A 26,950-nucleotide genomic window follows, 5' to 3' on the forward strand; every position below is an offset into this window, starting at 1 on the left:
TCTGCGCCACAAAGTTCGGGCTCAGCCCGTCAGCTGCCCCCAAACCTTGTCCAGCCGCTTCACGCTGACCGGCTGCGGCGTGCGCAGCTCCTGGGCGAACAGGCTGACACGCAATTCCTCCAGCTGCCAGCGGAAGTCGTCCAGCCGCGCGTCGCGCACGCCCTTCAGCTCGGCCAGGCGGCGGGTGTAGCGCTGCTCCAACGGTTTGACCTCGCTCATCAGCTTGGCATCGCGGGCCGGGTCGGCGCGCGCCTTGTCGAGCCGGCCGGTGACGGCCTTCAGGTAGCGCGGCAGGTGTTGCAGCTGGGCCCACGGCGTGTCCAGCGCGAAGCGCTTGGGCACGAGCCGCTGCAGCTGCGCCGTGATGTCGTCACCCACGTCCTTGGCCGGGCGTGAGTCCTTGAGCTTGCGGCTGGCGTTGGCCAGCTCCTGCAGCACGGCGTGCACGGCACGCGCCACTTCCTGCGCAATCAGGTTCAGCCGGCTGCGGCCCTCTTCGATGCGCTTCTTGAACGAGATCGGGTCGGTCGGCAGCGGGTCGCCCAGGAAGGCTCGGTCCAGCGCGACGCCGATGATCTGGTCTCGCAACTCCTCGGCCGTGCCCAGTGCCATGAACAGCACCGACATGCGCTGCAGGTCGGGGATGTTCTTCTCCAGGAACTTCAACGGCTCCTTCAGCTGCAGCGCGATCAGCCGGCGCAGGCCGGCGCGATGCCTGGCCGCCGCGACCTCGGGCTCGTCGAACACCTCGATCTCGACGTGCGCGCCCTTGTCGATCAGCGCCGGGAAGCCGATCAGCGTCTGGCCGCCCTTGCGCACTTCCAGCAGCTCGGGCAGCTCGCCAAAGGTCCAGTCCGTGTACGCCTGGCTGGAATCCCGGGCCGGCTCCGGCTTCTTGACCACTTCGGCCCGAACGCCCTTCCCCGCCACCGGCGCCGGCGCCGAGGCAGGTTTGGGCGCCTCGGCCGCCGGCAGCTTCAGCGCCGCCAGCGCCTGGAAGGCCGACCGCGCCTGGCCGCCCAGCTCCGCTTTCAGCGCGGCGAGCTGGCGACCCTGGCCCAGCTGGCGGCCATGCTCGTCGACGACACGGAAGTTCATGAACAGGTGTGGTGCCAACTGCTCCAGCTTGAAGTCGTTGCGCTGCACGGCGAGCTGGGTACGCTCTTTTACCGCCTTCAGCAGCACATCGACCAGGCCGCCTTGGGCGAACTGATTCAGCTCGATGAACTCGGCGACGAAGTCCGGCAACGGCGTCAGCCGCGCGCGTGGCTTCTGGTGCAGGCTCTTCAGCAGCGCCGTCACCTTCTGCGCCAGCATGCCGGGCACCAACCATTCGGCGCGTTCCTCGCTGACCTGGTTCAACGCAAAGATGGGCACGGTCACCGTCAGGCCGTCGCGCACGTCGCCGGGCTGGTGCAGGTAAGTCGCAGCGCAGTCCACGCCGCCCAGGCGGATGACCTTGGGGAAGGCCTCGCTGGTGACGCCTGACGCCTCGTGCCGCATCAGCTCGTCCTGGCTGAGCTGCAGCAGCTTGTCGTTGCTGCGGCTTGCCTCACGCCACCACTTCAGCAGCGTGGCGCCGCTGAACACGTTCGGTGGCAGCTTGTCGTCGTAGAAGGCGTAGATCAGCTCGTCGTCCACCAGCACATCCTGGCGGCGCGACTTGTGCTCCAGCGCCTCGACCTTGCTGATCTGCCGGCGGTTGTGGCCGATGAAGGGCAGTTGGCGGACCAGATCTTCCGGCAGCTCGTCGTTGACCAGGCCCTCGCGGATGAAGATCTCGCGCGCCGCCTTCGGGTCCACGCGGCCGAAGTTCACGCGCTTGTTGCTGTAGAGCACGATGCCGTAAAGCGTGGCTCGCTCCAGCGCCACGACCTCGGCGGCCTTTTTCTCCCAGTGCGGCTCCAGCAGCTGGGTCTTGATCAGGTGGCCGGCGATGGGCGGCAGCCACTGCGGCTCGATGTTGGCCAGGCCGCGGCCGTACAGCCGCGATGTGTCCACCAGCTCGGCCGCGACGATCCAGCGGCCCGGCTTCTTGCTGAGATGGGCGCCCGGGTGGCGGTAGAACTTGATGCCGCGCGCGCCGAGGTACCAGTCCTCGTCGTCACTCTTCTGGCCGATGTTGCCCAGCAGGCCGGCCAGCATGGACAGGTGGATCTGCTCGTAGGTCGCCGCACTCTGGTTCAGGCGCCAGCCATGTTCGGCCACGACCGTCTGCAGCTGCGAATGCACGTCGCGCCACTCGCGCACGCGGCGCGGGCTGACGAAGTTCTCGCGCAGCAGCGCCTCGTGCTTGCGGTGCGACAGCTTGTGCTCGCCCTCCCCGCCGCGGCTTTCGCCCAGCCATTTCCACAGCTTCAGGTAGCCCATGAACTCCGACTTCTCGTCGTCGAACTTCTTGTGCTTCTCGTCGGCGGCCTGGGCGGCCTCCTGCGGGCGGTCTCGCACGTCCTGGCCGGACAGCGCCGAGGCGATGACCAGCACCTCCGTCAGCGCATCGCGCGTTCGGGCCTCCAGGATCATGCGGCCCACGCGCGGGTCCAGCGGCAGGCGCGAGAGTTCCTTGCCAAGCGGGGTCAGCTCGTTGGCGTCGTCGGTCGCGCCCAGCTCGTTGAGCAGCTGGTAGCCGTCGGCAATCGCCTTTGGCCGCGGCGCTTCCAGGAAGGGAAAGCGCTCCACGTCGCCCAGGTGCAGCGACTTCATGCGCAGGATGACGCCGGCCAGGCTGCTGCGCAGGATTTCGGGGTCGGTGAACTTGGGCCGCTCGTTGAATTCCTTCTCGGAATACAGCCGCACGCAGATGCCATTGGACACGCGGCCGCAACGGCCGGCGCGCTGGTTGGCGGCCGCCTGGCTGATGTTCTCGATCAGCAGCTGCTCGACCTTGTTGCGGTAGCTGTAGCGTTTGACCCGCGCCAAGCCAGGGTCGATGACGTAGCGGATGCCCGGGACCGTCAGCGAGGTCTCGGCCACGTTGGTGGCCAGCACGATGCGGCGCGCGCCGTGCGGCTCGAAGACCTTGTTCTGGTCAGCCTCGGACAGCCGCGAGAACAGCGGCAGGATGTCCACGCCCGGTGGATGGTGCTTGCGCAGCGCCTCGGCGGCCTCGCGGATCTCGCGCTCGCCGGGCAGGAAGACCAGCACGTCGCCGCCGCCCTCGCGCCACAACTCGTCCACGGCGTCACAGATCGCGTTGTTGAGGTCGTACTCGCGGCTTTCCTCGAACGGGCGGTAGCGCTGCTCGACGGGGAACAGGCGCCCCGACACCATCAGTACCGGCGCCGGGCCTTTGCTCGACTCGAAGTGCTTGGCGAAGCGCTCGGCGTCGATGGTGGCCGACGTGACGACGATCTTCAGGTCTGGCCGACGCGGCAGCAGCTCGCGCAGGTAGCCCAGCAGGAAGTCGATGTTGAGGCTGCGTTCGTGGGCCTCGTCGATGATCAGCGTGTCATAGGCGCGCAGCAGCGGGTCGCTCTGCGTCTCGGCTAGCAGGATGCCATCCGTCATCAGCTTGACCGACGCGCCCTTGGACAGCCGATCCTGGAAGCGGACCTTGTAGCCGACGACCTCGCCCAGCGGCGTGTTCAGCTCCTCGGCGATGCGCTTTGCGACACTGCTGGCGGCGATGCGCCGGGGCTGCGTATGGCCGATCAGCCCACCACCATTGACGCGACCGCGCCCCATCGCCAGCGCGATCTTGGGCAGCTGTGTCGTCTTGCCCGAGCCGGTTTCGCCGCAGACGATGACGACCTGGTGCTCGGCCAGCGCCTGCATGATTTCTTCCCGTCGAGAAGAAACCGGCAGCGATTCGGGAAAGGAAATGGAAAGAGCCGGTTGAGACAACCGGCTCTCGGGTCGTTCGGAATTCATTGCGACAGGATTGTCCCGCACCTGCGAGGCCGCACAATTCCGCCCCATGACCGGCCTCGTCTTTCCTCACACCTTCGTGCCCTGGTTCCGTGCCGTGGCGCCGTACATCCACGCCTACCGCGGCGAAACCTTCGTCGTCGGCATGCCGGGTGAACTGGTCGCTGCCGGCAAGCTGAATGCCTTCGTGCAGGATCTGGCCATCCTCCACGCCATGGGCATCAAGATCGTCCTGGTGCACGGCTTCCGGCCGCAGGTCAACGAACAGCTGGCCGCCAAGGGTCAGCAGCCCCGCTACAGCCACGGCCGCCGTATCACCGATGCCGTCGCACTGGACTGCGCGCAGGAGGCTGCCGGGCAACTGCGCTTCGAGATCGAGGCCGCCTTCAGCCAGGGCCTGCCCAACACGCCCATGGCCAACGCCACCGTGCGGGTCGTCTCCGGCAATTTCCTGACCGCACGACCGGTCGGGATTGTCGACGGCGTGGATTTCCAGCATTCCGGCCTCGTGCGCAAGGTCGACGGCGGCGCCATCCAGCGCGCCATCGACATCGGCGCCATCGTGCTGCTGTCGCCGTTCGGCTTCTCGCCCACCGGCGAGGCGTTCAACCTGAGCATGGAAGACGTCGCCACGGCCACGGCCATCGCGCTGCAGGCCGATAAGCTGCTGTTCGTCTGCGAGGTGCCGGGCGTGCCGGAGGACGTCAACGATCCCGAGAGCCCCATCGACACCGAGCTGGCGCTGGCCGACGCCGAGCGCATGGTCGCCAACGCCGGCCCGGCGCCGGAGCCCACCGACGTGGCCTTCTACCTGCGCCACTGCGCCGAGGCCTGCCGCGCCGGCGTGGAGCGCTCGCACATCATTCCGTTCGCCGTGGACGGTGCGCTGCTGCAGGAGGTCTACACCCACGACGGCATCGGCACCATGGTCGTCGACGAGAAGCTGGAAAGCCTGCGCGAAGCCAGTTCCGACGACGTGGCCGGCATCATCAAGCTCATCGAGCCCTTCGAACGCGACGGCACGCTGGTCAAGCGCAGCCGCACGGAGATCGAGCGTGACGCCGAGCTTTACACCGTCATCGAGCACGACGGCGTCATCTTCGGCTGCGCGGCGCTATACCCTTATGTCGAGGCCCGCACGGCCGAAATGGCGGCGCTGACGGTATCGGCCGAAGTACAAGGCCAGGGCGACGGCGACCGCCTGCTGAAAAGAATCGAGCAGCGCGCGAAAGCCATGGGCCTGGATAGCATCTTCGTGCTGACGACGCGCACGATGCACTGGTTCATCAAACGCGGTTTCCAGCAGGTCGACCCCGAATGGCTGCCGGAAGAACGCAAGCGCAAATACAACTGGGACCGGCGCTCGCTGGTGCTGGTCAAACGATTCAACTAAGCCCCAAAAGGCCCATCAATACGGGCCGCACGCTAAAGTGCCGGCCCATTTCCTATCTCGCGTTTCAGGAGTCCCGCCATGCCCCGCACCGTTCAATGCGCCTATCTGAAGAAGGAAGCCGAAGGGCTGGACTTCCCGCCCTATCCCGTCCACACCGAACTCGGCAAGAAGGTCTGGGAAAACGTCAGCAAGGAAGCCTGGGCGGCCTGGATGAAGCACCAGACCATGCTCGTCAATGAAAACCGCCTGAACCTCGCCGACCTGCGCGCCCGTCAATACCTGATGCGCCAGGCAGACCAGTTTTTCTTTGGTACGGGCGCAGAGACCGTGGCCGGCTACGTGCCGCCCGCCGCCTGAGCGTTACCTGGCGCTCAAACCAGGGTGGAAGCCTCGGTGAATACCCAGGGGCCGGCACGGCAGTCGCCGGCCCTTTCAGTTTCATGCGGCGCTGTTCGACAGCGGCAATCTTGCCGGCATCCTTCATCGCGCAAATCGGCGAATTAATGCACCGCCCTTTGAAACTCGTCGCAACTGGCCAACGGAAAACTCTTGCGCTTATCCCCTTTCCCGCGATTTAATCCGGGCACGGAGATACTCGCGGCTGCACAAGCCGACGACTCCGAGGCCGCGCCGCCCATCGTCGCGAGTCTCAACGCTCAAATCGCAAGAGGAATAGCAGCATGTCCAGTCTGAAGGATCTCCTGGCCCAACGCGCCGCGCTGGATGAACAGATCAACCAAACCAAGGATCGCGAACGCAGCGAGGCCATCGCCAAGGTCAAAACCCTGATGAGCGAATATGGTCTGACAATTGCCGATCTCAGCGTGCGCACGCCCAAGCCTGCCAAGGTGTCCAAGGTCGCCGCGAAATATCGCAACCAGGCCACCGGAGAAACTTGGAGCGGTCGCGGCCTGCAGCCCAAATGGCTGAAGGCCGCGATTGCTGGCGGCGCCAAGCTGACCGATTTCGCCGTTTAACAACCTGTCCATAAGGGCCGTCCGGTCGCCGGCGCCCCCCTTGAATCAAGGCCCACCGTCACGGTGGCCTTTTTCATTTGCGGCAGGTCGGCCGACTAAACTCGGGCGATGCCTTTCGTCACGCCGTCTGCACCGTTAGGACACGGGTTTTACCCAGTCGCCACGGCCCTGGCGTGCGAAGAGATTTCCGCCATGCCCGCCGCCGTACGCACAGCCCCACACGCCCGCGCCCCCGCGGCGAGCGGGTCTGCGCCGTCCTGAGCCATGGACTTGCACTCCAGCATCAGCGACACGCTCGAAACCCGCAGTCCCGGCTCCACGCTGCCGGGACTGCCGCCGTCGACCACGCTACCAGCAGGACCGCGCCGCATCCATGACCGCCGCGGCGCACGGCGCCTGCGCCGCGTTGGCTACGCCGCGCTGATCGGTCTGGCCGGCGGCCTCGCCGTCGCCTGGGCGCTGGCGGCCTCGACGCTGCCGCCACTGCTGCGCCTGCCCCAACCGGCCTCGGCCGTTCCGGCGGCCGAGTTCTTCATCCCCATGCTGATCGCCGCACTCGGCCTCGGAACGCTGTGGCGGCTGGGCGCCTGGGTACTGCCGCTGGTCATGGCGGGGTTGCTGGTCGGCTGCGGCCTGCCATTGCTGCTGGAACCAGGCACCACGCCGATGGCCCTGCTCGGCTCTGCCCCCGTACTCAGCACGCTGGCCTTGCCATTGCTGGCAGCGGTGCTGAACCGCAGGCTGCTGCGCCGGCTGGGCTTGACCGGCAAGCTGGCCGCCCGCCAGGAAATGGCCAGCTTCGCCCTGCTGGCCGGACTGGCGGCGCCACTGCTGGCCGGGCTGTTCGGCCTGCTGACGCTGCTGGCCTGCGGGGCGACACGCGGCCAGGCATTCGCCGGCGCTTTGATGCTGGCCGGCGCCTGGTCGCTGGCGCTGCTGAGCATCGGCACGGCGTTGCAGGCCAGCGCGCAGCGGCCCCGGCGCAGTGGGCGCTGGACGGGCCATGGGGTTTTCGCCGCCGCCGTGGCCGCCCAGGCCGCCTCGTCGTGGCTGCCCGGCGACGGCGCCCTGTTGCTGACGCCGCACCTGCTGCTGAGCCTGCACGCGCTGCAGGCCTCGCCGCGCCACAACGCCCGGGTCGGCATCGTGCTGCTGGTGTTGTGGGCCCTGGGCGCCCCGGCGACACCGCTGGCGTGGGTGACCGGCGCCTTGCTGGCCGCGCTGCCGCTGGCCGTCATCGCGCTCAGCCAGCACCAGATTCGCGACCGCGACAGCTGGCGCAGCGCGCTCGATGCCCAGGGGCTGGCGTTGGCCGAGTGGCGGCTGCCCGAGGGCCGCCGACACGCCTCGGCGCGCTGGATCGCACTGACAACGCCGGTCGACCCCGCCGCCAAGTCTGGCAGCGCGCCGCTGGACTGGGTGCGCGCAGCCCACCCCCGCGACCGCGAGGCCGTGCGCGTAGCGCTGCGCGAGCTCATCGCGACGCCCGACGAAGACCGTCTCGGCCTGTCGCTGCGGCTGGCGGCCGACGGCGGCGACTGGCGCTGGCATGAACTCCAGGCCCACGTGGCTCAGCGCGACCGCCAGGGCCGGGCGCTCAACCTCATCCTGACGCTGGCCGACATGAGCTGGCGCCACACCGCCGAGGAGCGCGAGCGGATGTCCGCCACGTTGTTCCAGCAGGCGACAGAGGGCCTGGCCGTCGTCGACCTGCAATGGCGCATCGTCGAGGTCAATCCGGCCTTCTGCGACATCGTCCATGCCTCTCGCGAGTCACTGGTGGGCCGGCCCGCCGCGCCGCTCAGCACCGCCAACCTGCAGCGCAGCGGCCAGGAGCCGGCAGAGCTGCAGGCGCTGCTGAGCAAGGGCCAGAGCTGGAGCGGCCAGTTGCAGGCCGAGCTGGACGACGGCGGCCGGCACGTCTTCGCCGCCAAGCTGAGCCCCGTGCCCGAACCGGCCGGCACCAACCCGCGCTGGCGACTGCTGAGCCTGACCGACCTCGGCGAAAGCCTGCGTCAGCAGGAGCTGCTGCGGCGCAGCCTGCGCTACGACGTCGCCACCGGCCTGCCCAACCGCGACGAGTTCATGCGGCTGATGCAGCAGTCCATGGCAGCCGCCAATCGCGACAACTTCAAGCTCGTCATCGCCGTCATCGACCTGGACGACTTCGCCCGCGTCAACGCCGAGCACGGCCAACTGGTCGCCGACGCCGTGCTGCTGCAGCTCAGCGGCCGGTTGCAGGCCACGCTGCGCGGCGCCCGCGGCGCCTGGCCCGACACGGCCGACCACCTCGCCCGCCTGCATGGCGACGAATTCGCCGTGCTGCTGCGCGTGCAGACGCCCGAGGAGGCCCAGCGCGCCGTCGACCGCCTGCTGGCGGTGCTGTTCACGCCGGTCGCCATCCGTGAGAGCCGCATCGGCGACGGCCTGGCGCTGGAGATCGGCGCCAGCATGGGGGCCACCGTCTACCCGCTGGACGACGCCGACCCAGAGACGCTGCTTCGCCACGCCGGACACGCCCTCTACCGGGCCAAGCACGCCGGCCGCGGCCGCGTGCAGTTCCACGACACGATGCTGGACCAGCGCGACGAGGCCGGCCTCATCGCCACGGCCCGCCTGCAGCAGGCGCTGGACGGCGGCGAACTGCTGCTGCATTACCAGCCCCAGATCGACCTGCGCACCGGCCTGGTCATGGGCGTCGAGGCGCTGCTGCGCTGGCAGCACCCGGAGCGCGGCCTGCTGACGCCGGCGCACTTCCTGCCGCAGCTTGAGAAGACCGGGCTGGCCCTGCAGGTGGGCGACTGGGTCATCGAGCAGGCCTTGGCGCAGGCCGCCACCTGGCTGGCCGAGGGGCTGAACGGCGGCCGCGGCCTGCCGGTCAGCGTCAACGTCGGCGCCCGCCAGCTGAGCCGCCCGGATTTCCCGCAACGCCTGCAGGAGCTGCTGCAGCGCCAGCCGGTCGAGATTGCCCAGTTGCTGCACCTGGACGTGCTGGAGTCCGACGCACTGGCCGAGACTGCCTGTGCGCAAGCCCTCATCCAACGCTGCATGCACCTGGGCGTGGGTGTCGCACTGGACGACTTCGGCGCCGGCTACTCGCACCTGTCGTCGCTGAAGCGCCTGTCCGTCGACACGCTGAAGCTGCACCGCAGCTACGTGCAGGGCATGCTGGGTGACGCGCAGGACCTGTCGCTGGTGGAAAGCGTCATCGGTCTGGCCCGGAACATCGGCTGCGCCGTGCTGGCCAAGGGCATCGAAAGCCGCGCCCACGCCCGTGAGCTGCTGCGCCTGGGCTGCCGTCTCGGCCAGGGCAACGGCATCGCCGCCGCCATGCCGCCGCAAAGCCTGCCCGGCTGGATAGACAGCTTTGCCGCCGGCAATTGGGCGGGTCAATTGAAGCTGCCCACCCAGGCCGGTCTTTAAACTCCCGGGGTGATCCCCCAAGGCTTCATCCACGATCTGCTAGCCCGCGTCGACATCGTCGAGGTGGTGGGCCGCCACGTCGACCTGAAGAAGGCCGGCATCAACCACAAGGGCCTGTGCCCCTTCCACGGCGAGAAGTCGCCCAGCTTCATCGTCAGCCCCAGCCGCCAGACCTACCACTGCTTCGGCTGCGGCGTGCACGGCAACGCCATCGGCTTCCTGATGGAGCACACCGCCGCCACCTTCGTCGAGGCCGTGGAAGACCTGGCCCAGCAGGTCGGCATGGTCGTGCCGCAGGACGAGCGCAGCCCCGAGCAGCGCGAGAAGGCCAAGGCCGAAAAGCAGAAGCAGCAAAGCCTCACCGACGTGCTGGCCCGCGCGGCCGACTACTACAAGGCCCAGTTGCGCAAGTCCGAGCGTGCCGTCGCCTACCTGAAAGGCCGCGGCCTGACCGGCCAGATCGCTGCCCGCTTCGGCCTGGGCTACGCGCCGGAAGGCTGGCGCTCGCTGGCCAGCGGCTTTCCGGCCTACGACGACCCGCAACTGGTGGAATCCGGCCTCGTCATCACGCCGGACGTCGAACCCGGCCAGGACGCGAAGCGCTACGACCGCTTCCGCGACCGCGTCATGTTCCCCATCCGCAACGTGCAGGGCGAAGTCATCGGCTTCGGCGGGCGCGTGCTGGACAAGGGCGAGCCGAAGTACCTGAACTCGCCGGAGACGCCGGTCTTCCACAAGGGGCGCGAGCTGTACGGCCTGTTCGAGGCCCGCACCGGGCTGCGCCAGCGCGGCTACGCGCTGGTCGTCGAAGGCTACATGGACGTCGTTGCGCTGGCCCAGCACGGCTTCGACAACGCCGTCGCGACGCTGGGCACGGCCTGCACGGCCGAGCATGTACACAAGCTGTTCCGCTTCACCGAATCGGTGGTCTTCAGCTTCGACGGCGATGCCGCCGGCCGCCGCGCCGCCGTGCGCGCTCTGGAAGCCGCTCTACCCCACGCGACCGAGACGCGCACCGTCAAGTTCCTGTTCCTGCCACCCGAGCACGACCCGGACTCCTACGTCCGCGACCTCGGCGCCGAGGCCTTCGAGCGCTGCGTCGAAGGCGCCGTGCCGCTGTCGCGCCAGCTGTCCAACGTCGCCGCGGACGGCTGCGACCTCGGCACGCCCGAAGGCCGCGCCCGCATGCTCAAGCAGGCCCATCCGCTGTGGAAACTGCTGCCCGACGGCCTGCTGCGCCGCCAGCTGCTGGGCGAACTGGCCCGCCAGGGGCAGATGCCGGAGGCCGAGCTGCAGTCGCTGTGGCTGGGTGATTCGGCGCCGGCTCAGACCGCCTCCTCTCAGGAGCAGGCGCCCGGCCCCGACGAACAACCCCAATGGAAGTCCAAGGGCAAAGGCGAGTGGAAGCCGAAAGGGGAATGGAAGCCCAAGGGTGAATGGAAAGGCAAGCGCCGCGACGAAGAGCAGCGCCCGGCCGGCCCGCGCGCGACGCCGACCAACCACGCCGACAGCGCCACACGCCTGCTGCTGCTGCACAGCGAGCTCTGGGACACGCTGGCCGAAGAGGATCGCTCATTGCTGCACAACCTGCCCGGCGTGCACGGCGAACTGATCCAGTGGCTGGAGCGGTATCTCGTGAACCACGGCGCCGGCCCGTGGGCCGTCATCGAAACCGCGCTGCGCGCCGACGGGCTGGAGAGCTCAGCGGCCAAGCTGTCCCGGCCGGCACAGGAACTGGGCGTCGAAGAGCAGAACCCTGCCGGCGACCTGGGCATCGCCGTGGACGCACTGCGCCTGGCGCGTCAGGGCAACCAGGCCACCCCGGCCGCGGGCCGCGTCACCGACGAGGACCGTCGCCAGGCGCTGGAATTGATGGCGCAATTGCGTGCCCGACATGGCATTTCACCGGGGTGATCGAGGCCGATTTTTGAACTGGCGATGAATTTCGCAGATAATCTGTCGTTTTCCGCGCGCGTCAACAAGAGTGACGGCAGAGAGATGCCGGACCCGGCCACCCAGCGACACTGGGCAACTCATCCAAGAGTTTTGATGGCCAAAATATCCGCCAGCTCTGCACTCCAAACGATCACGCCAGCTTGTTCGCGGCACGCCAGGGTCCCTCGGCCGGTTTTCGGCTGACACCCGGTGACGAAAGCCACCGCCACCCGCCCCGCTGGTCTTGACGACCCGCCCGGGCAGGCCGCGGTGGCTGCTGCATTTCCGAATCCGAACCCAGAACCGCCCGCGCATCCGCCGAAGGACCTGCATGACCGCCAAGAAGACCGCAACCAAGGCCAGCCCCGCTCCCGCCGAGGAGCTCAAGAAGAAACCCGCCGTGAAGGCGGCCGCCGCCAAACCGGCGGCCAAGACGGCCAAGGCAGCTGTGTCTGACGAAGACAAGCCCAAGCGCGGCCGCAAGCCCAAGGCGGAGACCACGTCCAAGAAGGCCGGCAAGAAGGACGCCGAGGACGAGGAAGACTTCTCCGACATCGACGCCGAGATCGAAGGCGAAGAGCCCGAGGCCGTCGAGGAAGTGGCGGCCGTTGCGGAAGACACGCCCAAGGCCAAGCCGCTGCGCATGAAGGTCAGCCGCGCCAAGGAGCGCGCGCTGATGCGCGAGTTCGGCCTGGAAGAGACCGCGCTGACCGAAGAGGAAGCCCTCAAGCGCCGCACGGAGCTGAAGACCCTCATCAAGATGGGCAAGACGCGTGGTTTCCTGACGCACCAGGAAATCAACGACCATCTGCCCGAGAAGCTGGTCAGCGAGGAAATCCTCGAAGCCATCGTGTCCATGCTCAACGACATGGGCATCGCGGTCTACGAGCAGGCGCCCGACGCCGCCACGCTGCTGATCCAGGGCAACACGACGGCCACGTCGACCGAGGAAGAAGCCGAAGAAGCCGCCGAAGCCGCGCTGTCGACGGTGGACTCCGAATTCGGCCGCACGACCGACCCGGTGCGCATGTACATGCGCGAGATGGGCACGGTCGAACTGCTGACGCGTGAAGGCGAAATCGAGATCGCCAAGCGCATCGAAGGTGGCCTGCAAGCCATGATGCTGGCGATCTCGGCCTCGCCGACGACCATCGCCCACATCCTCGAGTTCGCCACCAAGATCCGCGCCGGCGAGATGCAGATCTCCGACGTCGTCGATGGCTTCGTCGCCGAAGACGAGGCCGACGACTACGTGGCCGAGGAGGACTTCGACGAGTTCGACGAGGAAGACGACGACGATGGCAACGGCGGCTCCAAGGCCCTGACCAAGAAGCTCGAAGAGCTGAAGAACGCCGCGCTGGTCAAACTGGACTCCATGTCCGCCTCGTTCGACAAGATGCGCAAGGCTTTCGAGAAGGAAGGCTACAAGTCGGTCTCGTACAACAAGGCCCAGCAGGCCATCAGCAGCGAGTTGATGACCATCCGTTTCACGGTCAAGACCATCGAAAAGCTGTGCGACATCCTGCGCAGCCAGGTCGACGACGTGCGCCGCTACGAGCGCGAACTGCGCAAGATCGTCGTGGACAAGTGCGGCATGCCGCAAGAGCACTTCATCAAGACCTTCCCGCCCAATGCACTGAACCTGAAGTGGGCCGAAAAGGAAGTCGCGCTGGGCAAGCCCTACAGTGCCGTCCTCGCGCGCAACCTGCCGCCCGTGCAGGAACTGCAGCAGAAGCTGACGGACATCCAGGCCAAGGCCGTCGTGCCGCTGGACGACCTGAAGGACATCAACAAGAAGATGAACGAGGGCGAGAAGGCCTCTCGTGACGCGAAGAAGGAAATGATCGAGGCCAACCTGCGCCTCGTGATCTCCATCGCCAAGAAGTACACCAACCGCGGCCTGCAGTTCCTCGACCTGATCCAGGAGGGCAACATCGGCCTGATGAAGGCGGTCGACAAGTTCGAGTACCGCCGCGGCTACAAGTTCTCGACGTATGCAACGTGGTGGATCCGCCAGGCCATCACGAGGAGCATTGCCGACCAGGCCCGCACCATCCGCATCCCGGTTCACATGATCGAGACGATCAACAAGATGAACCGCATCTCGCGCCAGCATCTGCAGGAGTTCGGCTACGAGCCGGACGCCCCGACGCTGGCCGAGAAGATGGAGATCCCGGAAGACAAGATCCGCAAGATCATGAAGATCGCCAAGGAGCCGATCTCCATGGAGACGCCGATCGGCGACGACGACGACAGCCACCTGGGTGACTTCATCGAGGACACCAACAACACCGCGCCCATCGAGGCGGCCATGCAGGCCGGCCTGCGCGATGTGGTGAAGGACATCCTCGACTCGCTGACGCCGCGCGAAGCCAAGGTGCTGCGCATGCGTTTCGGCATCGAGATGCAGAGCGACCACACGCTGGAAGAAGTCGGCAAGCAGTTCGACGTGACCCGTGAGCGCATCCGCCAGATCGAGGCCAAGGCGATCCGCAAGCTCAAGCACCCGAGCCGCAGCGACAAACTCCGCACGTACCTGGACAACCTGTAAAGGTTGGCCGGGAACGTGGCCGCCGACAGGCGGTGCGGGCTGCGCAGCAGCCTGCACGGAGTTTGCGCCATGACTCGCTCAGCGAGGCATGGCACAAGTTGCGCCCCGCGCAAACCGACAAGGCCGGCCCCGCCCGGCCTTTTTGGCGAAAGAGCCGGCCAGACCGGCTCTTTTCACGCCCTAAACTTCTGACATGACCGCGATCCGCGAGCGCACCGTCCTCTTCGCCGACCTGCGTGGCAGCACCGGGCTGTACGAATCCCTCGGCAATGCCGAGGCCAGCGGGCTCGTCACGCAGACGGTCAGCCAGGTCAGCGAGGCCGTGCTGGAGAGCGGCGGCCACCTGATCAAGACGCTGGGCGACGGCCTGATGGCCGCGTTCGAGACGCCGCGCGACGGCGTTCGCGCCGCCCAGCGCATGCAGGAAATGCTGGAGCGCACCGTACAACGCGCACGGCGCCTCAACAACCCGGCCATGCTGGCGCTGCGCCTGCAGGTGGCGCTGGCGCGCGGCGAGGTGGTGGAGCTCAACGGCGACTGCTTCGGTGACGCGGTCAACGTCGCGGCACGCCTGATCGACCATGCTGGCGACGGCGAGATCCTGATCACCGACGAAGTGCTGGCCGGCCTTCACCACGCCTCCAAGGGGCGCTTCCGCAGCCTGGACCGCATCTCGGTACGCGGCCGCATCGAGCCCGTGCACGTCTACCGCATGGACGCGGCGCCATCGGTCAACGCCGATGCCGCGGCCACACAGTTCGGCGAGCCGATGCGCTCCGTCGATCCCGACGGCATGCGGTTGATCTGGCACGACCTGGACCGCGTCTTCGACATCGGCGCCATGCCCATCGTGCTGGGTCGCAGCGTGCAGGCCACCTACTGCATCACCGATGCGCGCGTGTCGCGCTCGCACGCCCGCATCGACTGGCAGGGCAGCAGCTTCGAGCTGACCGACCTCTCCTACAACGGCACCTACGTGCGTTTCGGCGACTCGGGCGAGTTGCTGAGCCTCAAGCGCGGCAGCTGCACGCTGCACGGCAGCGGCGTCATCGGCCTGGGCGGCCTGCCCGGCGATGAGCAATCGCCCACCGTGCGCTTCGAAGTGCTTCATTTCGCCGATACCGAGCCGCAGGCCTTTGGCGGCCCACGCTCAAGAAGGTGAAGCCCCTCGCCCAGTCCCGCCTCGCTGAACGCGGGCGCGCCCGGTCGGGACCGCGCTGCGGCCAGTGGCCGCAGCGCTTCGGCAGGCACAACGCGCCCACTGGGCGCGTTGTGTCCGGCCTCAGCCCCCGAGGGGACGGCGATGTTCGCGGCATTGAGCCGCGAGCACATCGCCAGAACGGGCCGGCTTGGGAGCGGCCCGGCGCTCGGCCCGCAAATCCCACGCACAGTCACTGACATGCCATTTCTCCCTGAACCGCCGCATCGCCACGGCGTCGGTCCCGTCATCGACACGGCCGTCCTGCTCTGCAACCTCGGTACGCCGGACGCACCGACCACACCGGCGCTGCGCCGCTACCTGGCGCAGTTCCTTGCCGACCCGCGCGTCGTCGAGATCCCTCGGCTGATCTGGCTGGCCATCCTGCACGGCATCATCCTGCGCGTGCGACCGGCCAAGTCAGCAGCCAAGTACGCCACCGTCTGGACGCCAGAGGGCTCGCCGCTCAAGGTCTGGACCGACAAGCAGGCCAAGCTGCTGCAAGGCCAGCTCGGCGAACGCGGCTTGCGCGTGCGTGTGGCATTTGCCATGCGCTACGGCCAGCCGTCCATCGCCGCGACGCTGGATGCCCTCAAGCGTGAGGGCGTGCGCCGCGTGCTGGTGCTGCCGGCCTACCCGCAGTATTCGGGCGCCACCACGGCCAGCGTCATCGACGACGTCGCCCGCTGGGCGCTGCAGACGCGCCACGTACCGGAGCTGCGCTTCGTCAACCGGTATCACGACGACCCGGCCTACATCGGCGCGCTGGCCCAGACGGTGCGGGAGCATTGGCAGCGCGAGGGCCGGGGCGAGAAGCTGGTGATGAGCTTCCACGGCATGCCCGAACGCACGCTGCACCTGGGCGACCCCTATCACTGCGAATGCCTGAAGACCGGCCGGCTGCTGGCCGAGGCGCTGGGGCTGAAGGACGCCGAGTGGCTGGTCACCTTCCAGAGCCGCTTCGGCAAGGCCAAGTGGCTGGAGCCGTACACGGAGCCCAGCCTCGTCAAGCTGGCCAAGGGCGGCCTGAAGTCGGTCGACGTCATCTGCCCCGGCTTCTCGGCGGACTGCCTGGAGACGCTGGAGGAGATAGCCCAGGAGGCCCGCACCGCCTTCCTCGCTGCCGGCGGCCAGCGCTTTGCCTATATCCCCTGCCTGAACGACCACCCGGCCGGCATGCGTGCCCTGGCCAAGCTGGCCGAACGGCACCTGCAGGGCTGGCCGACCGAGGTGCCCCACCCCGACACGCTCGCCCTGCAGCGCCAGCGCGCGCTGGCGGCCGGAGCCAAAGAGTGACCGACGCCCCCGCCAGCATGCGGCTGGACAAGTGGCTCTGGGCGGCGCGCTTCTACAAGACCCGGGCCCTGGCCGTCGACGAGATCAACCTGGGCCGCGTGCGCGTGGGCGGCCAGCCGGTCAAGCCGGCACGGGACGTGAAGGTCGGCGATGTGCTCAACATCCGCACCGGCCAGCTGACCCGCGAGGTGTCGGTCCTCGGCCTGTCCAACCAGCGTGGACCGGCGCCGCAGGCGCAGGCGCTGTACGCCGAGACCCCGGCCAGCATCACCGCCCGCGAGGCCGCCGCCGAAGCCCGGCGGCTGGCGCCGGAGCCGGCGGCCACCATCGAGCAGGGCCGCCCGACCAAGCAGGACCGCCGACGGCTGGCGGACTGGGACCGCTGGTCCGCCTCGCTGGACGAGGATGATCCGGGTTGACCCGGATCATCTGATTCGAATCCCCCCTCTTGAACTCAGGGCATCGCGCCCCATGTCGCCACGATTGCTTCCTTTTCTGCCATGACGACCGACACCCCCCTGCCCGAAGACGCCGCCGGCGCCCCCGAGCCCACGGCTGCTGAACTGAACCCCGAGATCAAGATCGCCGAGCTGGAAGGCCGCCTCGCCGAAATGAGCGACGCCTACCTGCGCGCCAAGGCCGAGGTCGAGAACGTGCGCCGCCGCGCCGATGAAGACATCGCCAAGGCCCGCAAGTTCGCCGTCGAGGCCTTCGCCGAGGCGATGCTGCCGGTGATGGACAGCCTGGAAGGCGCCATCGCGACGCCCAACGCCAGCGTCGACACGGTGCTGGAGGGCGTGCACGCCACGCGCCGCCAGCTGTCCAGCGCACTGGAGCGCAACAAGGTCGTCGAGATCAACCCGGGCCAGGGCGTCAAGTTCGATCCCCACCAGCACCAGGCCATCTCCATGGTGCCGGCACCGACCCAGGACGCCAACACGGTGGTCACCGTGCTGCAGAAGGGCTTCCTGATCGCCGACCGCGTGCTGCGCCCGGCCCTCGTGACCGTCGCCGCGCCGAAGTAATTCACAACCCGTCGCCCTTGAAGGCGGCGGAGTTATCCACAAATCGAAGACATCAACAAATCCTCAGGAGCACCCCATGGGAAAGATCATCGGCATTGACCTCGGCACCACCAACTCGTGCGTGGCGGTCATGGAAGGCAACACGACGCGCGTGATCGAGAACGCCGAAGGCGCTCGCACGACGCCGTCCATCATTGCCTACCAGGAAGACGGCGAGATCCTCGTCGGCGCCTCGGCCAAGCGCCAGTCGGTGACCAACCCGAAGAACACGCTGTACGCCGTCAAGCGCCTGATCGGCCGCAAGTTCTCCGAGAAGGAAGTGCAGAAGGACATCGACCTGATGCCCTACACCATCGCCGCCGCCGACAACGGCGACGCCTGGGTGGAAGTGCGCGGCAAGAAGTTCGCGCCCCCGCAGGTCAGTGCCGAAGTGCTGCGCAAGATGAAGAAGACCGCCGAGGACTACCTCGGCGAGGAAGTGACCGAGGCCGTCATCACGGTGCCGGCGTACTTCAACGACGCGCAGCGCCAGGCGACGAAGGACGCGGGCCGGATCGCGGGTCTCGACGTCAAGCGCATCATCAACGAGCCCACCGCCGCGGCCCTGGCCTTCGGCCTGGACAAGCACGGCAAGGGCGACCGCAAGATCGCCGTGTATGACCTGGGTGGCGGCACGTTCGACGTGTCCATCATCGAGATCGCCGACGTGGACGGCGAGAAGCAGTTCGAAGTGCTGTCGACCAACGGCGACACCTTCCTGGGCGGCGAAGACTTCGACCAGCGCATCATTGATTACATCGTCACCGAGTTCAAGAAGGAACAAGGCGTCGACCTGACCAAGGACGTGCTGGCCCTGCAGCGCCTGAAGGAAGCCGCCGAGAAGGCCAAGATCGAGCTGTCCAACTCGTCGCAGACCGACGTCAACCTGCCCTACATCACGGCAGACGCGACCGGCCCGAAGCACCTGAACGTCAAGCTGACCCGCGCCAAGCTGGAGTCGCTGGTCGATGAACTGATCGAACGCACGATCGCCCCCTGCCGCACCGCCATCAAGGATGCCGGCGTGTCGGTCGGCGACATCGACGACATCATCCTGGTCGGCGGCATGACCCGCATGCCCAAGGTGCAGGACAAGGTCAAGGAGTTCTTCGGCAAGGAGCCGCGCAAGGACGTCAACCCCGACGAGGCCGTGGCCGTCGGTGCCGCCATCCAGGGCCAGGTCCTGGGCGGTGAGCGCAAGGACGTGCTGCTGCTGGACGTCACCCCGCTGAGCCTGGGCATCGAGACCCTGGGCGGCGTGATGACGAAGATGATCAAGAAGAACACGACCATCCCGACCAAGTTCAGCCAGACCTTCTCGACCGCCGACGACAACCAGCCGGCCGTGACCATCAAGGTCTACCAGGGCGAGCGCGAGCTGGCCCAGGCCAACAAGTCGCTGGGCGAGTTCAACCTCGAAGGCATCCCGCCGGCACCGCGCGGCGTGCCGCAGATCGAGGTCTCGTTCGACATCGACGCCAACGGCATCCTGCACGTCGGCGCCAAGGACAAGGGCACCGGCAAGGAAAACAAGATCACCATCAAGGCGAACTCGGGCCTGAGCGAGGCCGAGATCGAGAAGATGGTGAAGGACGCCGAAGCCAACGCCGCCGAAGACAAGAAGAAGGTCGAGCTGGTGCAGGCCCGCAACCAGGCCGACGGTCTGGTGCACAGCGTGCGCAAGTCCGTGGCCGAACATGGCGACAAGCTGGAAGCGGCCGAGAAGGACGCCATCGAAGCCGCCGCCAAGGACCTGGAAGAAGCCATCAAGGGTGACGACCAGGCCGCCATCGAGGCCAAGACCGAGACGCTGATGACGGCCAGCCAGAAGCTGGGCGAGAAGATCTACGCCGACCAGCAGGCAGCGCAAGCCGCCGCGGGTGCGGCCGGCGCCGGCGCTGCCGAGCAGCCGCAGGCTGCGCCGCAAGGCGAAGCCAAGCGCCCGGCCGACGACAACGTCGTGGACGCCGAGTTCAAGGAAGTCAAGGACGGCAAGTAAGCCCTCGTTGACCCGGCCCGGCCGCGCTGCGAAGGCGCCGCCGGGCCTTTGCCCTTACAGAGAAGAGCAATGGCTTCCAAGCGCGATTACTACGAAGTCCTCGGTCTCGCCAAGAACGCGACCGAAGACGAGATCAAGAAGGCCTACCGCAAGCTGGCCATGAAGTACCACCCCGACCGCAACCAGGGCGACGGGGCGAAGAAGGCCGAGGAACAGTTCAAGGAGGCCAAGGAGGCCTACGAGATGCTGTCCGACGCGCAGAAGCGCGCGGCCTATGACCAGTACGGCCATGCCGGTGTCGACCCCAACATGGGTGCCGGCCGCGGCGGTCCGGGCGCGGAGGGCTTCGGTGGTTTTGCCGAGGCCTTCGGCGACATCTTCGGCGACATCTTCGGCGGCCAGGGCGGCGGGCGCCGTGGTGGCGGCGGCCAGCAGGTCTACCGCGGCAGCGACCTCAGCTACGCGATGGAGATCACGCTGGAAGAAGCCGCGCGCGGCAAGGAAACGCAGATCCGCATCCCGAGCTGGGAAGGCTGCGAGACCTGCGGCGGCACGGGCGCCAAGCCCGGCACGTCGGCCAAGACCTGCGGCTCCTGCGGCGGCTCGGGCACAGTGCACATGCGCCAGGGCTTCTTCAGCATCCAGCAGACCTGCCCGCACTGCCACGGCAGCGGCAAGATCATTCCGGACCCCTGCACCACCTGCAACGGCCAGGGCAAGGTCAAGAAGCAGAAGACGCTGGAGGTCAAGATCCCGGCCGGCATCAACGAGGGCATGCGCATCCGCTCGGCGGGTAATGGCGAGCCCGGCGTGAACGGCGGCCCGAGCGGCGATCTCTACATCGAGATCCGCATCAAGCAGCACGACATCTTCGAGCGCGACGGCGACGACCTGCATTGCACGATGCCGATCTCCCTCGTCACGGCCGCACTGGGCGGCACGATCGAGGTGCCGACACTGGGCGGCAAGGCCGAGATCGAGCTGCCCGAGGGCACGCAGCACGGCAAGACCTTCCGCCTGCGCGGCAAGGGCATCAAGGGCGTGCGCTCCAGCTATCCCGGCGACCTGTACTGCCACATCGCCGTGGAGACGCCGGTCAAGCTCACCGAGCACCAGAAGAAGCTGCTCAAGGAGCTGGACGAGTCGCTGAAGAAGGGCGGCGAGAAGCACTCGCCCAACGCCAAGAGCTGGACGGACCGGGTCAAGGACCTGTTCAAGTAGGCCGGCGTCCTCTAAAGCCATTCGAGCCAAGCCGCGGCGCCCCTCAGGGCCCGCGGCTTTTTCATGCCCGCCGACGAGGCGGCGGGCCCGGCCCGGTGCGCCTAAAGTCACGGCAGCTCCCCAAGTACGCGCAAACCACATCACGCCGCACGCCCTGTAGCCCCTACATTCCAGCGGTTGTCATGCCGATGACTCATAAGTGATGCAGCCACCGCGATTTCCAATCAAAAGCCACGGCGCCGCGCCGGGCATGGGGGTCGCATGTTCCTGATGGACGACACGATCCAGGACGCATCGGCGCTGATCATCGACAGCAATGCCAATTCACGCAGCCTGATGTCGGCGCAACTGCGCGACCTCGGCGTGGGCACCGTGCGCCAGACGCCGCGCGTGAAGGACGCCCGCGTGATGCTGGAGCACCAGACCTTCGACATCGTGCTGTGTGACTACCACTTCGACGCGAGCGACACGTCGGGGCAGGACCTGCTGGACGAGTTGCGCCGTGAAGGCCTGCTGCCCTACTCCACCGTCTTCGTCATGGTGACCAGCGAGGCCACCTACGCCAAGGTCGCCGAGGCCGCCGAGGCTGCGCTCGATGCCTACCTCATCAAGCCCTACACCAGCGCCAACCTGGCCGAGCGGCTGGCCAGCGCACGGCTGCGCAAGCGCATCCTGAAGGACATCTTCGAGGCCATCGAGAACCAGGATTTCGAGACGGCCGCCGAGTCCTGCCTGGCACGCTTCAAGGCCCGCGGCAAATACTGGCTCTACGCGGCACGCATCGGTGCCGAACTGCTGCTGCGGCTCAAGCGTTTCGAGGACGCCAAGCTGCTGTACGACGCCATCATCGCAGCCAAGACCGTGCCATGGGCGCGCCTCGGGGTGGCGCGCACCGAGGTCGCCAGCGGCAACCTGCAGAAGGCGCGGCGCACGCTGGAGAACCTCATCGGCGAGTTGCCCGATTACGCCGACTCGCACGACCTGATGGGCCATGTGCAGATGGAACAGGGCGACCTGCAGGAGGCGCTGAAGACCTACCAGACCGCTGCCACGCTGACCCCGGGCTGCCTGCTGCGGTTGCAGCGCTGCGGCGCGCTGGGCTATTACGCCGGACAACGTGCCGAAGCGCTGCGCATGCTGGAGCGTGCCATGTCGCAAGGGCTGCGCTCCAAGCTGTTCGACATGCTCAGCCTCGTGCTCGTCGGCCTGATGCGCTTCGACAGCAAGGACTTCAAGGGCTTCAAGTACGCCCACGACGCGCTGGCCTCCGCGATGGAGCGCTCGCCAGGCTCGATCCGCCTGCAGCGCTTCGACCTCGTCTTCCGCGGGCTGGCCTGTCTACTGGAGCGCCGCGTCGGCCAGGCACTGGTCATCGCGCGGGAGTTCACGGCGCATGCCGACGCCGGCAACTTCGACCTGGAGGCCGCGTCACTGCTGACCGCGCTGTGGATTCGCCTGTCCAGCCAGGAGGTGGAGCTCGAGGAGATGATGCCCATCCTGAAGGCGCTGGGCATGCGGCACTGCTCGGCCAAGGCGAGCACGGAGGTCCTGGTGGCGATGACCGAGGGCCACCTCGGGGCCGCCGAGCAGTTCCGCGAATGCCACCAGCAGATCTTCAGCGTGGCCGAGACGGCCATGCGCCATTCGCTGCGCGGCACGGCGCGCGTCGCCGTCGAGTTGCTCATCCAGCAGGGTGGACAGACCCGCAACGCGAAGCTCATCGACATGGCGGGCCTGGTGCTGAAACGCCATGCCGACAAGATCGACGATGCCGACGAACTGGCGGCAAACATCGCCGACCTGCACAACCGCTTCGTGAAGCCCATGGCAGGCGAGCCGTCCAAGATCCGGTCGACGGGTGGCCTGGCGCTGCGCACATCCACAGCCGCGGCCACGGCTGCCTGAACCCGCCGCGCGTGTAACCCAGGGCGGCGCTTTACGCGGCACCGCGAGAATGCGGCCTGCCGCCGTTACTGCGTTCTCTGCTTCCTCCCGATGTCTCTGCTCAAGCGCCTGCTGGCCTGGTTCCGCCCCGACACCTCGCGTCCCCTCACCCAAGCCTGGCTGGCCGCCCTGTGGATGGGCGTGCTGGCGAACTGGCCGCTGTGGAAGCAACTGCAGACGCTGCCCGGCGTGGGCATCGGCTTCACGGTCGCCTTCGCCGGCATGGTCGTCGTCGCCACCGGCGCCGTGCTGAGCCTGCTGGCCTGGCCGCGGCTCATCAAGGGCGTGCTGCTCGTGCTGCTGCTCGGCGCCGGCGCACTGGCCTACTTCATCGGCAGCTACGGCATCGTCTTCGACCCGACCATGGTCGTGAACATGGTGCAGACCGACATGCGCGAGACGCGCGACCTGCTGAGCTGGAAACTGTTCACCAGCCTGCTCCTGCTGGGCGCCCTGCCCGCCTGGTGGCTGCTGCGCCGCCCGAAGGCGCCGGCACAGTCGGCCGGCAAACGGCTGGGCGGCAATCTCGCGGGCTTCGGGCTGGGCCTGGTCGCGATGGTGCTGCTGGCGCTGAGCGTGTTCGCGACGCTGTCCTCGACGATGCGCAACAACAAGTCCATCCGCTACATGGTGACGCCGCTGAACGCCGTCTACTCGGTCAGCAGCGTCGGCGTGCGCAGCCTGTCCGGCCCCAAGGGCCCGCCGGCCGTCATCGGTGCGGACGCCCACCTGCTGCCGCGTGCCGAAGGCGCCAAGCCGCCGCTGCTGCTGCTGGTCGTCGGCGAGACGGCGCGGTCCATGAACTTCAGCCTCAACGGCTATGCGCGCCCCACCAACCCGGAACTGGCCAGGCTGCCTGTCGTCAGCCTGAGGAACGTCACCTCCTGCGGCACCGCCACCGCAGCCTCCCTGCCCTGCATGTTCGCGCCGCAGGGGCGCGCCGGCTTCGACGCCGACAAGCCACAGGAGAACCTGCTCGACGTGCTGCAGCGCGCAGGCCTGGCCGTGCTGTGGCTGGACAACCAGAGCGGCTGCAAGGGCCTGTGCGACCGCGTCCCCAACAGCTTCACCGCCAAGTTGCCCGACGGCGCCGCGCCGCTGCCGGCCGGCCTGTGCCACCAGGACGACCTCGAAGGCGCGGAGTGCTTCGACGAGTCGCTGCTGCACGAGCTGGACAAGCGCATCGCCGCGCTGGACCCCGAGCGCCTGAAGCGCGGCCTCGTGCTCGTCATGCACCAGATGGGCAGCCACGGGCCGGCCTACTTCAAGCGCTCGCCGGACGACCTCAAGCCCTTCCTGCCCGAGTGCAGGAGCAACCAGCTGCAGGACTGCGAGCGCCAGCAGGTCGTCAACGGCTACGACAACACCATCGCGACGACCGACCGCCTGCTGGCCCGCTCCATCGCGTGGCTGCAGACGCAGAGCAGCCGCTTCGATGCCGGCATGCTCTATGTGTCCGACCACGGTGAGTCGCTGGGCGAGAACGGCCTGTACCTGCACGGCATGCCCTACGCGATGGCACCGGCCGAACAGACGCACGTGCCCATGGTGCTGTGGGTGCCCGAAGGCGGCGCGCTGGCCGCGTCGCTGAAGCCCGGCTGCCTGGCCGCGCTGCGCGACAAGCCGGCTTCGCATGACAACCTGTTCCACACCGCGATGGGCTGGGTGGGCGCGCGGGCGGATGTCTACAAGCCCGAGTGGGACTTGCTGGCAGGCTGCCGCACCTAGAGCGCCTCAGGCACCACCGCGGTGGCTTGGTTTGAACAGGGAGAACAAGAGATGAGCATGACCACGCAACATCGCGCCGTAGCCGCGCTGCTGGCACTGCTGTCGTGTGCCAGCGCCAGCGCCGCGAGCTTCGACTGCCGACAGGCCAGGTCGCCCATGGAACAGGCCATCTGCGGCAATGCGGTGCTGTCCACGCTGGACGAGCGCATGGCGCGGTCCTACCAGCGCGCACTGCTGGTGCTCAGCCCCGCCGGCGCTGCCGCGCTGAAAGCTTCCCAGCGTTCGTGGCTGCGTTACGTGCAGAAGGTCTGCACGCCGGCACAGGACGCACAACCGCGGCCGGCCGGCGAAGCCTGCCTGATGAACGAGCTGAACAGCCGCATCCGCGGCCTGGACCAGGCGGGCGTGAAGCTCGGCGCCCTCGTGCTGACCCATGTCGACCAGTACGCCACGCATCCCGCACCCGCCGGTGACGACACCGGCAGCCCGGGCCGCGTCGTGACCCGTCACGTGGGTCGGCTGCAATTCGACGGCCCGGTCACGCCCGCCGTGCAGGCCTGGAACCGCGCCCAGACCCCACCCACACCGCCCGCAGCTCCACGAGACAGTGACGACGACGAATCAGCCGATACCGACAGCGATACGCTGATCGGCTGCGCCAGCGACAAGCTGTTGAGCGTGCAGGCCACAAGCTACTTCTACGCCCACGGCACCCCGCACGGCTCCGGCGGCCACGCCACCACGACGACCTTGCTGCAGGCCGGCATGCGAGCCATGACGGCCGCCGACCTTTTCGCCCCACAGGCGGATTGGAAAACACGACTGCCCACGCTGTTCTGGCAGGCCCATCTGCGTCAACCGAACGCACTGAAAACCGCCGAGGCGGAGCAGGCCATCCGCGCAGCGGCGGCGGACGAAACGCGCTGGTTGATCACGCCAACCGGCCTGCAGGTCAGCATGGAGATCTACGAGGCGGGCGGCTACGCGGAAACGCCCGTGCCCATCACCGTGACCTGGGACATGCTCAAGCCGCTCCTCATCGACAAGTCGGCGCCGGCCTGCGATTTCTCATCGCTCGGCGGGCAGTGACTTGTACACGCGGCCCTAGAACAGATCCCCCTGCGCCGACGGCTTGCGCGGCCGCTGGAACAGCGCCAGCTGCACCGGCCGCCGCTCGTTGCGCAGCCCCAGCTTCGCCACCGCCCGGCGTAGCCGCGCCTGCAGCAGCTCGGCCCAGATGCCTTCGCCGGTGAAGCGCGAGCCGAAGCGCGCGTCGTTGTCCTTGCCGCCGCGCATGTCGCGGATGCGGGCCATCACACGGTCCGCCCGGTCAGGGAAGTGGCGTTGCAGCCAGTCCTGGAACAGCGGGTTCACCTCCCAGGGCAGGCGCACCGGGATGCTGAAGGCGCTCCGCGCGCCGGCCTCGGCGGCCGCCTCGAGGATGCGCTCCAGCTCGGGCTCGTTGATGAACGGGATGATGGGCGACACGCTGACGCCCACCGGCACGCCCGCGTCCGCCAGCGCCTTGATCGTGCGCAGCCGCCGCGCCGGTGCCGCGGCGCGCGGCTCCAGGATGCGGGCGAGGTCGTTGTCCAGCGTCGTCACCGACAGGTAGACCGACACCAGCCCCTGCGCGGCCATCGGCGCGATGAGGTCGAGGTCACGCTCGATGCCGCTGCTCTTCGTGACGACCGAGAACGGGTGCTGCGTCTCGGCCAGCACCTCGACGATGCGGCGCGTGATGCCCAGCCGGCGCTCCACCGGCTGATAGGCATCCGTCGCCGTGCCCAGCACCAGCGAGCGGGGCTCGTAGCGCGCGCCGGCCAGCGTCTCACGCAGCCGCTCCGCCGCGTTGACCTTGGCAACGATGCGCGTCTCGAAGTCCAGCCCCGGCGACAGGTTCAGGTAGCTGTGCGTGGGCCGGGCAAAGCAATAGATGCAACCATGCTCGCAGCCGCGGTAGGGGTTGATCGAGTAGTCGAACGAGATGTCCGGCGACTGGTTGCTGGTGACGATCTTCTTGGCCAGCTCCTCGATGACCTGAGTGGCGACCGGCACGTGCTCCTCGGCGGCCTGCTGGTCCAGCGAGCCCCAGCCGTCGTCGTACTGCTCGCGCTCGCGCTGCTCGAAGCGATGCGGCATCGCGGTGGCCGTGCCGCGGCCCTTGATGGACTCGACGGGGACAAGGCTGGGCTGGGCAGCGGCGATGCGGGTGGGAGCGGGCGACAATTGCGATAGGGCCACCCGTTACCGGGCGCCCCCCGCGCAGATCCCGGCGTGCAGAATTCCCGCACCGGGCTCCTGCCTTGGGTGGGTGGCGTCGAAGCGCTGGTTTGGCCAAGGATGAAGGATGC

General features: G+C 67.9%; 17 protein-coding genes. 15 read left to right on the top strand and 2 right to left on the bottom strand.

All coding sequences use genetic code 11. The features are described from left to right. Nucleotides 1-21 precede the first annotated feature (21 nt). Nucleotides 22-3,870, bottom strand: a complete 3,849-nt coding sequence (hrpA, locus tag ACG04R_RS22150) for an ATP-dependent RNA helicase HrpA (RefSeq protein ID WP_394415798.1) — start codon at nt 3,868-3,870, stop codon at nt 22-24. Between the two features lie 46 nt (nt 3,871-3,916). Here hrpA and argA point away from each other — a divergent pair, with 46 nt between their 5' ends. The 15 genes from argA (at nt 3,917) to ACG04R_RS22225 (ending at nt 25,685) form a co-directional block, all read left to right on the top strand. Continuing rightward, complete coding sequence (argA, locus tag ACG04R_RS22155; RefSeq protein WP_394415799.1) at nt 3,917-5,260, top strand: amino-acid N-acetyltransferase; 1,344 nt, start codon at nt 3,917-3,919, stop codon at nt 5,258-5,260. A gap of 78 nt (nt 5,261-5,338) precedes the next feature. Further along, entirely contained in the window at nt 5,339-5,617 is a 279-nt protein-coding gene (locus tag ACG04R_RS22160; protein ID WP_394415800.1) for an oxidative damage protection protein, read from the top strand. Between the two features lie 323 nt (nt 5,618-5,940). Then, entirely contained in the window at nt 5,941-6,237 is a 297-nt protein-coding gene (locus ACG04R_RS22165) for an H-NS histone family protein (RefSeq protein ID WP_394415801.1), read from the top strand. Nucleotides 6,238-6,501: 264 nt separating this feature from the next. Then, a complete protein-coding gene (locus tag ACG04R_RS22170; RefSeq protein WP_394415802.1) occupies nt 6,502-9,660 on the top strand; it encodes a putative bifunctional diguanylate cyclase/phosphodiesterase in 3,159 nt (1,052 codons plus the stop codon). Nucleotides 9,661-9,669: 9 nt separating this feature from the next. After that, nucleotides 9,670-11,574 (top strand): DNA primase, encoded by a 1,905-nt coding sequence (gene dnaG, locus ACG04R_RS22175; RefSeq protein WP_394415803.1) that lies wholly within the window; start codon nt 9,670-9,672, stop codon nt 11,572-11,574. 352 nt (nt 11,575-11,926) lie between these two features. Further along, entirely contained in the window at nt 11,927-14,146 is a 2,220-nt protein-coding gene (gene rpoD, locus ACG04R_RS22180) for an RNA polymerase sigma factor RpoD (protein WP_394415804.1), read from the top strand. 193 nt (nt 14,147-14,339) lie between these two features. Next, nucleotides 14,340-15,308 carry an adenylate/guanylate cyclase domain-containing protein gene (locus ACG04R_RS22185; RefSeq protein WP_394415805.1) on the top strand — a complete coding sequence of 323 codons (969 nt, stop codon included), beginning with the start codon at nt 14,340-14,342 and terminating at the stop codon, nt 15,306-15,308. Between the two features lie 237 nt (nt 15,309-15,545). Beyond that, nucleotides 15,546-16,640 carry a ferrochelatase gene (gene hemH, locus ACG04R_RS22190; RefSeq protein WP_394415806.1) on the top strand — a complete coding sequence of 365 codons (1,095 nt, stop codon included), beginning with the start codon at nt 15,546-15,548 and terminating at the stop codon, nt 16,638-16,640. 17 nt (nt 16,641-16,657) lie between these two features. Continuing rightward, on the top strand, nt 16,658-17,059 hold the full coding sequence (locus tag ACG04R_RS22195; RefSeq protein WP_394415816.1) for an RNA-binding S4 domain-containing protein: 402 nt from the start codon (nt 16,658-16,660) through the stop codon (nt 17,057-17,059). A gap of 81 nt (nt 17,060-17,140) precedes the next feature. Next, a complete protein-coding gene (gene grpE, locus ACG04R_RS22200) occupies nt 17,141-17,665 on the top strand; it encodes a nucleotide exchange factor GrpE (protein WP_394415807.1) in 525 nt (174 codons plus the stop codon). 34 nt (nt 17,666-17,699) lie between these two features. After that, on the top strand, nt 17,700-19,703 hold the full coding sequence (dnaK, locus tag ACG04R_RS22205; RefSeq protein ID WP_394415817.1) for a molecular chaperone DnaK: 2,004 nt from the start codon (nt 17,700-17,702) through the stop codon (nt 19,701-19,703). A gap of 69 nt (nt 19,704-19,772) precedes the next feature. Then, complete coding sequence (dnaJ, locus tag ACG04R_RS22210; protein WP_394415808.1) at nt 19,773-20,924, top strand: molecular chaperone DnaJ; 1,152 nt, start codon at nt 19,773-19,775, stop codon at nt 20,922-20,924. A 270-nt stretch (nt 20,925-21,194) separates the two neighbouring features. Beyond that, nucleotides 21,195-22,829 carry a response regulator gene (locus ACG04R_RS22215; RefSeq protein WP_394415809.1) on the top strand — a complete coding sequence of 545 codons (1,635 nt, stop codon included), beginning with the start codon at nt 21,195-21,197 and terminating at the stop codon, nt 22,827-22,829. Nucleotides 22,830-22,919: 90 nt separating this feature from the next. Further along, nucleotides 22,920-24,596, top strand: coding sequence for a phosphoethanolamine transferase (locus ACG04R_RS22220; protein WP_394415810.1), 1,677 nt, complete (start codon nt 22,920-22,922; stop codon nt 24,594-24,596). Nucleotides 24,597-24,653: 57 nt separating this feature from the next. Then, the gene (locus tag ACG04R_RS22225; RefSeq protein ID WP_394415811.1) at nt 24,654-25,685 is read left to right on the top strand and encodes a lysozyme inhibitor LprI family protein; all 1,032 of its coding nucleotides are present in this window, start codon (nt 24,654-24,656) and stop codon (nt 25,683-25,685) included. Between the two features lie 15 nt (nt 25,686-25,700). Here the strand turns inward: ACG04R_RS22225 and ACG04R_RS22230 are convergent, their stop codons facing one another. After that, on the bottom strand, nt 25,701-26,738 hold the full coding sequence (locus ACG04R_RS22230; RefSeq protein ID WP_394415818.1) for a PA0069 family radical SAM protein: 1,038 nt from the start codon (nt 26,736-26,738) through the stop codon (nt 25,701-25,703). Nucleotides 26,739-26,950: the final 212 nt, after the last annotated feature.

Origin of the sequence: Pelomonas candidula (assembly GCF_043555985.1) — a bacterium.
In the GTDB taxonomy this organism is placed as follows: domain Bacteria; phylum Pseudomonadota; class Gammaproteobacteria; order Burkholderiales; family Burkholderiaceae_C; genus Pelomonas; species Pelomonas candidula.

Bases quoted from the DNA above. Each gene is read 5' to 3' on its own strand.
- hrpA (WP_394415798.1), bottom strand. From the start codon at position 3,870: ATGAATTCCGAACGACCCGAGAGCCGGTTGTCTCAACCGGCTCTTTCC.
- argA (WP_394415799.1), top strand. From the start codon at position 3,917: ATGACCGGCCTCGTCTTTCCTCACACCTTCGTGCCCTGGTTCCGTGCC.
- ACG04R_RS22160 (WP_394415800.1), top strand. From the start codon at position 5,339: ATGCCCCGCACCGTTCAATGCGCCTATCTGAAGAAGGAAGCCGAAGGG.
- ACG04R_RS22165 (WP_394415801.1), top strand. From the start codon at position 5,941: ATGTCCAGTCTGAAGGATCTCCTGGCCCAACGCGCCGCGCTGGATGAA.
- ACG04R_RS22170 (WP_394415802.1), top strand. From the start codon at position 6,502: ATGGACTTGCACTCCAGCATCAGCGACACGCTCGAAACCCGCAGTCCC.
- rpoD (WP_394415804.1), top strand. From the start codon at position 11,927: ATGACCGCCAAGAAGACCGCAACCAAGGCCAGCCCCGCTCCCGCCGAG.
- ACG04R_RS22185 (WP_394415805.1), top strand. From the start codon at position 14,340: ATGACCGCGATCCGCGAGCGCACCGTCCTCTTCGCCGACCTGCGTGGC.
- hemH (WP_394415806.1), top strand. From the start codon at position 15,546: ATGCCATTTCTCCCTGAACCGCCGCATCGCCACGGCGTCGGTCCCGTC.
- ACG04R_RS22195 (WP_394415816.1), top strand. From the start codon at position 16,658: ATGCGGCTGGACAAGTGGCTCTGGGCGGCGCGCTTCTACAAGACCCGG.
- grpE (WP_394415807.1), top strand. From the start codon at position 17,141: ATGACGACCGACACCCCCCTGCCCGAAGACGCCGCCGGCGCCCCCGAG.
- dnaJ (WP_394415808.1), top strand. From the start codon at position 19,773: ATGGCTTCCAAGCGCGATTACTACGAAGTCCTCGGTCTCGCCAAGAAC.
- ACG04R_RS22215 (WP_394415809.1), top strand. From the start codon at position 21,195: ATGGACGACACGATCCAGGACGCATCGGCGCTGATCATCGACAGCAAT.
- ACG04R_RS22220 (WP_394415810.1), top strand. From the start codon at position 22,920: ATGTCTCTGCTCAAGCGCCTGCTGGCCTGGTTCCGCCCCGACACCTCG.
- ACG04R_RS22225 (WP_394415811.1), top strand. From the start codon at position 24,654: ATGACCACGCAACATCGCGCCGTAGCCGCGCTGCTGGCACTGCTGTCG.
- ACG04R_RS22230 (WP_394415818.1), bottom strand. From the start codon at position 26,738: ATGCCGCATCGCTTCGAGCAGCGCGAGCGCGAGCAGTACGACGACGGC.